Below are 6,840 nucleotides of genomic sequence, written 5' to 3'. Positions count from 1 at the left end.
GAATTTGTTAGGTGTCTATGTTACCGGCGTTTGGGCCCGCGTTCCCGGGTCAGCCAGAGACCGACATCTGATGCTCAATTCCGATCAAGGCCGCGCACGCAAGCAGCGCTTCCAGGAACGACTCCACGTCCTGCACGACAACGCCCTGCACCGGAAGCTGAGGCAACACCTCCCCGCTGCGTTCAATGAGCGCTGGACGCGCCGTCATTGGATGCACGCCAGCCTGTTTGTGACCATCGGCGCACTGGTAGCCACCATCGTGCCGGGCTTCTCGCACACCATCGATGCCCCCTACGCCGACAGCCACACCAGCCTGGCCCTGCCGTTGCCCCCGCTGGCAATGGCCCGCCAGCAGCAGATCCCCGGTGACAGCTGGCAGGTGCTGCGGGTACAGCGCGGGCAGACCCTGAGCGACCTGTTCGACAAGGCCGGTATCTCCGCGACCACCCTGCACCGGGTGCTGGACCATCCAGGTGCGCGCGAATCGCTGACCAAGCTGCGCCCGGGCGCCGAGATCGCCTTCGACATGCCGCTGTCCGGTGACCTGCGCAGCATCCGCTTCGACCGCGATGCCGACAACCGGGTCGAGCTGAGCCTGAGCGGCGATGACATCAAGGAAACGGTGACCAAGCGCGAGACGTCCACGCGGACGGTGGTTACCAGTGGCGAGATCACCAGTTCGCTGTATGCGGCTGCGCGTCGCGCAGGACTGTCGCCATCGGCAATCGCGACGATGACCGACGACATCTTCAAGTACGACATCGACTTCTCCAAGGACCTGCAGCCGGGCGACCGCTTCAGCGTGGTGATGGACGAGACCTGGCGCGAGGGCGAGAAGGTCGATACCAGCAAGATCCTGGCCGCGACCTTCACTACTGGCGGCAAGACCTATTCCGGCTTCCGCTTCGACCGCAACGGCAAGTCCGAGTACTACGACATCAGTGGCCGTTCGCTGAAGAAGAGCTTCATCCGCATGCCGATCCCGTTTGCGCGGCTGAGCTCGACCTTCGGCGCGCGCAAGCACCCGGTGCTGGGCAAGATGCGCATGCACAAGGGCGTGGACTATGCCGCGCGCACCGGTACCCCGATCATGGCCGCCGGCGACGCGCGGGTGCAGTTTGTCGGCGTGCAGCGCGGCTACGGCAACGTGGTGATCCTCGACCATGGCCGCGGCCACACCACCCTGTACGGCCACATGTCGCGCTTTGCCGGGATCAAGAACGGCCAGCGCGTGGCCCAGGGCACGGTGATCGGCTACGTCGGCTCGACCGGCCTGGCGACCGGCCCGCACCTGCACTACGAATTCCGGGTCAACGGCGAGCACCGCAACCCCCTGACGGTGACCATGCCGCCGCCGGAGCCGCTGAAGGGCGCCGAGCTGGTGGCCTTCCGGGCGCAGACCGCGCCGGCGATGGCCCGCATCCAGGGCATGGAGAAGCTGATCTACGCCGACGCCAGCCCCGCCCCGGCCGCCGAAAGCGCGACCACCGAGGTGGCCAGCGCCAAGGACAAGGCGCCGGCAGGCCGCAAGCGCGGCTGAGCCCTGCGTTGACGAAGGAGGACACGGCAGCACAAGCTTGCCGTGTCCTTTTTTTATGCCCGCCATGAACACCACTGCCGATCCGTCCCTCCCCCTCTACCTGGGCCTCATGTCAGGCACCAGCGCTGACGGCATCGATGCCGCGCTGGTGCAGTTCCCGGCCGACGGAGGTTGCCGCTTCGTGCATGGGCTGACCGCCCGCTGGGAGCCGGTGCTGCGGGCGCGGCTGGTAGCGCTCGGTGAAGGCGGTCCGCTGCAGTCGCTGGAAGAGCTGGGCGAGCTGGACGCGCGGATTGCGATCAGCTTCGCCGCCGCCGCCAACCAGCTGCTGGACGAAGCCGGTGTCGAGCGTTCGCAGGTGCGGGCCATCGGCTCGCACGGGCAGACGGTGCGCCATCGACCGCTGGCCGATCCGGCGTTCACCCTGCAGCTGGGCGACGGCAACCGCATCGCCGAACTGACCGGCATCACCACCGTGTGCGATTTCCGCCGCCGCGACGTTGCAGCAGGCGGCCATGGCGCGCCGCTGATGCCGGCCTTCCACCTGGGCATGCTGGGTGCGGCCGATGAAGACCGTGCGGTGCTGAATCTGGGCGGGATCGCCAACCTGACCCTGATTCCGCGCGAAGGCGTCGTGCGTGGCTTCGATACCGGCCCCGCCAATGCGCTGATGGATGCCTGGTGCCAGCGCCATACCGGGCGCAGCTTCGACGCTGACGGTGCCTACGCGGCCAGTGGTGCGGTGGATGACAGCCTGCTGGCCGGCTGGCGCGCGGCCCCGTGGTTCGCGCTGCCGCCGCCCAAGAGCACCGGGCGCGAGCAGTTCCACCTGCCGTGGGCCGAAGCGCACATGGAGGAAGGCCAGTTTGCCGCCGCCGATGTACAGGCGACGCTGCTGGAGCTGACCGCGGCGACGGTGGTGGATGCGCTGCTGGCCCAGCAGCCGGACACCCGCCGGGTACTGGTATGCGGCGGCGGTGTGCGCAACGCGCAGTTGATGCGGCGGCTGGCGGCGCGACTGCCGGGCGTGGTGGTCGAATCCACGGCATTGCACGGGCTGGACCCGGAGTATGTGGAGGCAATGGGGTTTGCGTGGCTGGCGCAGCGGACGATGGACGGGCTGGCGGGCAACCTGCCGAGCGTGACCGGGGCGAAGGGGCCGCGGATTCTCGGGGCGATCCATTTGGCATGAAGTGACGCCATCCGCCGGGCATGGCCCGGCGACCCGACATCAGATCAATCGAAGCCTTGGCCGGCAGGGAGGGCCTGCAGTGCGGCGATCGCGTCGGACAGGGCGTCGACTTCAGGATCGCCGAAACCGGAGCGGACCTCCAGTTCACTGCTGAACAGGCCCTGCTCCAGCAGGACCGCGCAGGTTTGTTCATGGGTCCAGCCTCGGGCAACCGAGACCCGTTTGATGCGTTCCAGCAGCAGCGGGTCCAGGTCCCGCAGCACTACGTCGGCCATGCTCACTTCCCCGTTCGCAAGGCACCGCCCCCTCGGCGCGTCGGGGCGATCATCCCGCAGTAAGCGCGGACAGGCAATCAGGCGGCGGGTGACGGTCCACGATCAAGGATGCGTGGCCACAGCCAGGCCAGCAGCAGCATGGTCGGCACCACCGTGACGGCGCTGAGCATGAAGAAGGTGCTGTAGGACGTCGCTTCCACGATGTAGCCGGAGACGCCGCCGACGAACTTGCCCGGCAGGTTGGCCAGCGATACCAGCAGGGCGTACTGGGTCGCGGTGAAGTTGCGATCGGTCAGCGAAGACATGAATGCCACCAGCACCGTGCCGGCGAAGCCCTGGAACAGGTTGTCGGCACTGAGCGCAGCGTAGAACGCCCACAACTGCCCCGGATTGTGCGCCATCAGCAGGAAGGCCAGGTTGGACAGGGCTACGCCCAGCGCCGCGACAAGCAGCATCCGGCGGAAACCGAAGGCGGCGACGGCGATACCGCCAATGAACGCGCCACCAATACCCATCCACACGCCGAACAGCTTCGATACGGTGGCGATGTCGGCCTTGTCGAAGCCCGAGTCGAGATAGAAAGGTCCGGCCATCACGCCGATGACCTGGTCGGGAAACTTGAAGAACCCGACGAACGCGAGCAATGCCAATGCCAGTGCCATGCCGTTGCGGCTGAAGAAGCTGGTGATCGGCTGTACGAACGCTTCGGCAATGTCGATGCGGCGCTGCACGGCGTTGGCCGGACGCTCGGGCTCGCGGCAGAACAGGGTGGTGATGATCGGCACGATCATCAGGGCGGCCATGGCCAGGTAGGCAATGATCCAGCCTTCGAACTGTGCGAGGTACAAGGCGCCGGCGCCGGCCAGGATCAGGCCGATGCGATAGCCCAGCGTGTACGTGGCGGCCAGGGCGGCCTGCGCGGTCTGCGGCGCGATCTCGATGCGGTAGGCGTCGACCACCGAATCCTGGGTGGCGCCTGCAAACGACGCCACCAGTACCCAGGCCACCAGCGGCCACACGCCCTGCTCCGGCCGCACGAACGCCAGTGCAACCAGGCCCACCAGCACCAGGATCTGCGAGACCAGCAGCCACGAGCGGCGGCGGCCGAGGAAACCCAGCAACGGAAACGCGTAGCGATCCAGCAGGGGCGCCCAGACGAATTTGAGCAGGTAGAAGAAGCTGGCCAGGCTGATCAGGCCGATGCTGCCCAGATCGAGGCCGACATCGCGCAGGCGGGTGGACAGGGTCTGCGAGGCGATCAGCAGGAACGGCAGGCCGCTGCCGAAGCCCAGCAGGGCCATGGTGAGCGCCGAGGGCGTGCCGAACGCACGCTTGATGCCGGCCCAGCCCTTGTAGCCGGCCGGCTTGGCAGCCTCGGTCACAGGTCGTAGTCCACGATGAACGGTGCGTGGTCGGAGAAGCGCTGGTCGCGGTAGATCGAGCAGCTGCGCAGGCGGTCACGCAGGCCTGGGGTGATGAACTGGTAGTCGATTCGCCAACCCACGTTGTTGGCGCGGGCGGCGCCACGGTTGCTCCACCAGGTGTAGTCCTCGCCGGTCGGATTGAGCAGGCGATAGGCATCGGCCCAGCCGCGACCGCTGGCCACATCGGTGGCCTGGCCGTGGTCGGCGCACAGGGCATTGAGCCAGTCGCGTTCTTCGGGCAGGCAGCCGGAGTTCTTCTGGTTGGACTTCCAGTTCTTGATGTCCAGCGCCGAGCGGACGATGTTCCAGTCGCCACACAGCACGTAGTCGCGGCCGCTGCGCGCCCATTCTTCGAGGATCGGCCGCAGCCACTCCATCACTTCGAACTTGAAGCCCTGGCGCAGGTCGCCCGAACTGCCGGACGGGATATAGAAGGAGACCACGCTGAGGTTGCCGAAGCGTGCCTCGATGTAGCGGCCTTCGTCGTCGAACGGGGCCCAGCCCAGCGAGGTGATGACCTGGTCCGGTTCGCGCTTGCTGTAGATCGCCACGCCGCTGTAGCCCTTCTTGGTGATGGCATCGCGGTAGAAGCAATGGTGGCCGTCCGGGCGGAACATCGGGTCGGTCAGCTGGTCTTCCTGGGCCTTGGTCTCCTGGATGCAGAGGACGTCGGCGTCCTGGCCACGGAACCAGTCGAGGAAGCCCTTGGTGGCGGCCGAACGGATGCCATTGGCATTGAAACTGATGATGCGCATGCGGAAGAACCTACGGCGGGAAACCGGGCAAGCATACCGGTTGCCTGCCGGGCTGAGCAGCCCGCGGGGGCCGTCCCGGATACCCGCGTGAAGGGGCCGGACGAGCGCAGAAGGCCCAGCTGGATTAGGATTTGCGCTCCAAATGAAGATGAATCGAGTTTTGATGAGCGACCACCGTCACCGTTTCCTGCAGCTGGCCCTGACCGCCGATGCCCTGCGCTTCGGCCAGTTCACCCTCAAGTCCGGCCGGCTGAGCCCCTATTTCTTCAACGCCGGCCGTTTCGACTCCGGTTCCCTGCTGTCGCAGCTGGGCGCGTGCTATTCCGACGCCATCGACGCCACCGGGATCAAGTACGACGTGGTGTTCGGCCCGGCCTACAAGGGCATTCCGCTGGCCACCGCAATGGCCTGCGAGCTGGCCCAGCGTGGCCGCGACCTGCCGCTGTCGTTCAACCGCAAGGAAGTGAAGGACCATGGTGAAGGCGGCCAGTTGATCGGCGCCGACATGACCGGCAAGCGCGTGCTGATCGTCGACGACGTGATCACCGCCGGCACCGCCATCCGCGAGGCGCTGGCGATCATCCGCGCTGCGGGCGGCATTCCGGCCGGCATCGTGGTGGCCCTGGACCGCCAGGAGATCGCCTCGGACAGCGACCATCGCTCGGCCGCACAGGCCGTGGCCGAAGAAGCCGGCATCCCGGTGATCGCCGTGGCGACACTGGCCGACCTGCTTGATTTCGCGTCCGGAAATCCGGAACTTGTAGGCTACCGGCAGCCGCTGGAGGCCTATCGCGCCCAGTACGGCGTCCGTTCCACGCGCTGACCATCAGGGGAAGGTCGCATGTTCCGAGTTCCTGCCATCGTTGCTGCCAGCCTGCTGCTGGTGATGCCGCAGACACTGCTGGCACAGTCCGGCGGCAAGGCCGCAGACAAGAAGCTGTACTGCTGGAACGAGGGCAAGGAGCGGATCTGCAGCGATGCGCTGCCAGCCGATGCGGTCAACCACGCCCGCGATGAGTTCAGCGCCAACAGCGGCCTGCGTAATGCGCAGGTGCAGCGCGCGTTGAGCGATGAGGAACGCGCTGCCGCCAGCACGGCGGCGGCGCAGGCCCAGCTGGACCAGATGGCCGAACAGACCCGCCAGCGCACCGAACAGGCGATGCTGACCACCTACGGTGATGAGAACGCGCTGCGGCGCGTGTTCGCCGAGCGCCAGGAGGTGCTCGACAACAACCTCAAGACCGCCCAGTACAACGTGGCCAGCCTGCGCGATTCGCTGGTGGCCCTGCTTGCTGCCGCCGGTGACCGCGAACTGGCCGGCGGCAAGGTGGCCGACAAGCAGGCCCAGGCGATCGCCCAGCGCCATGCGCAGCTGAAGTCGCAGCAGCGGCTGCTGGCCAGCTTCGAACAGCAGCAGCAGGCATTGAAGGTCGAGATCGAAAGCAGCCTGCAGCGCTATCGGCAGCTGAAGGGATTGGCGCCGGAGGCGGCTCCGGCACAGACCCCGACGGGTTGAGCACCGCGCGGCTCGCCCGCCATGGCCCGGCGCTGGCGGATGCCGGGTTACGGCCTGGACCCTGAAATTTATGCACTCTTTACGCGTCGGCCCGGTCCGGCGCGTAGTGCGTTTATGGGGGTGGGGACGACGATGACG

7 protein-coding genes are annotated in these 6,840 nt (G+C 67.0%); 4 read left to right on the top strand and 3 right to left on the bottom strand.

Annotated elements, in window-relative coordinates:
• Nucleotides 1-70 precede the first annotated feature (70 nt).
• Both QP457_RS01870 and QP457_RS01865 read left to right on the top strand, forming a co-directional pair.
• The gene (locus tag QP457_RS01870) at nucleotides 71-1,540 is read left to right on the top strand and encodes a peptidoglycan DD-metalloendopeptidase family protein (protein WP_089241321.1); all 1,470 of its coding nucleotides are present in this window, start codon (nucleotides 71-73) and stop codon (nucleotides 1,538-1,540) included.
• A gap of 64 nt (nucleotides 1,541-1,604) precedes the next feature.
• On the top strand, nucleotides 1,605-2,732 hold the full coding sequence (locus QP457_RS01865) for an anhydro-N-acetylmuramic acid kinase (RefSeq protein ID WP_205405841.1): 1,128 nt from the start codon (nucleotides 1,605-1,607) through the stop codon (nucleotides 2,730-2,732).
• 44 nt (nucleotides 2,733-2,776) lie between these two features.
• On the opposite strand, the gene QP457_RS01860 is transcribed toward QP457_RS01865, so the two are convergent.
• The 3 genes from QP457_RS01860 to QP457_RS01850 form a co-directional block, all read right to left on the bottom strand.
• Complete coding sequence (locus QP457_RS01860) at nucleotides 2,777-3,007, bottom strand: hypothetical protein (RefSeq protein ID WP_025879428.1); 231 nt, start codon at nucleotides 3,005-3,007, stop codon at nucleotides 2,777-2,779.
• A 77-nt stretch (nucleotides 3,008-3,084) separates the two neighbouring features.
• Nucleotides 3,085-4,389, bottom strand: a complete 1,305-nt coding sequence (locus QP457_RS01855) for an MFS transporter (RefSeq protein ID WP_180164342.1) — start codon at nucleotides 4,387-4,389, stop codon at nucleotides 3,085-3,087.
• On the bottom strand, nucleotides 4,386-5,186 hold the full coding sequence (locus QP457_RS01850) for an exodeoxyribonuclease III (protein WP_099819668.1): 801 nt from the start codon (nucleotides 5,184-5,186) through the stop codon (nucleotides 4,386-4,388). Before QP457_RS01850 ends, QP457_RS01855 begins: the two co-directional genes overlap by 4 nt.
• A gap of 163 nt (nucleotides 5,187-5,349) precedes the next feature.
• On the opposite strand from QP457_RS01850, the gene pyrE reads away from it, so the two are divergent.
• Both pyrE and QP457_RS01840 read left to right on the top strand, forming a co-directional pair.
• Complete coding sequence (pyrE, locus tag QP457_RS01845; protein ID WP_025879424.1) at nucleotides 5,350-6,009, top strand: orotate phosphoribosyltransferase; 660 nt, start codon at nucleotides 5,350-5,352, stop codon at nucleotides 6,007-6,009.
• 18 nt (nucleotides 6,010-6,027) lie between these two features.
• Nucleotides 6,028-6,702 (top strand): hypothetical protein, encoded by a 675-nt coding sequence (locus QP457_RS01840; protein WP_205405839.1) that lies wholly within the window; start codon nucleotides 6,028-6,030, stop codon nucleotides 6,700-6,702.
• The last annotated feature ends 138 nt before the right edge of the window (nucleotides 6,703-6,840 follow it).

Origin of the sequence: Stenotrophomonas sp. As-7, from assembly GCF_030291015.1 — a bacterium.
Classification (GTDB): Bacteria; Pseudomonadota; Gammaproteobacteria; order Xanthomonadales; family Xanthomonadaceae; genus Stenotrophomonas; species Stenotrophomonas lactitubi.
The sequence above is the reverse complement of the archived record's forward strand: the minus strand, read 5'-3'. Positions and strand labels throughout refer to the sequence as shown.

Coding starts and splice junctions, on each gene's coding strand:
- pyrE (WP_025879424.1), top strand. CDS start 5,350: ATGAGCGACCACCGTCACCGTTTCCTGCAGCTGGCCCTGACCGCCGAT.
- QP457_RS01865 (WP_205405841.1), top strand. CDS start 1,605: ATGAACACCACTGCCGATCCGTCCCTCCCCCTCTACCTGGGCCTCATG.
- QP457_RS01850 (WP_099819668.1), bottom strand. CDS start 5,186: ATGCGCATCATCAGTTTCAATGCCAATGGCATCCGTTCGGCCGCCACC.
- QP457_RS01840 (WP_205405839.1), top strand. CDS start 6,028: ATGTTCCGAGTTCCTGCCATCGTTGCTGCCAGCCTGCTGCTGGTGATG.
- QP457_RS01870 (WP_089241321.1), top strand. CDS start 71: ATGCTCAATTCCGATCAAGGCCGCGCACGCAAGCAGCGCTTCCAGGAA.
- QP457_RS01860 (WP_025879428.1), bottom strand. CDS start 3,007: ATGGCCGACGTAGTGCTGCGGGACCTGGACCCGCTGCTGCTGGAACGC.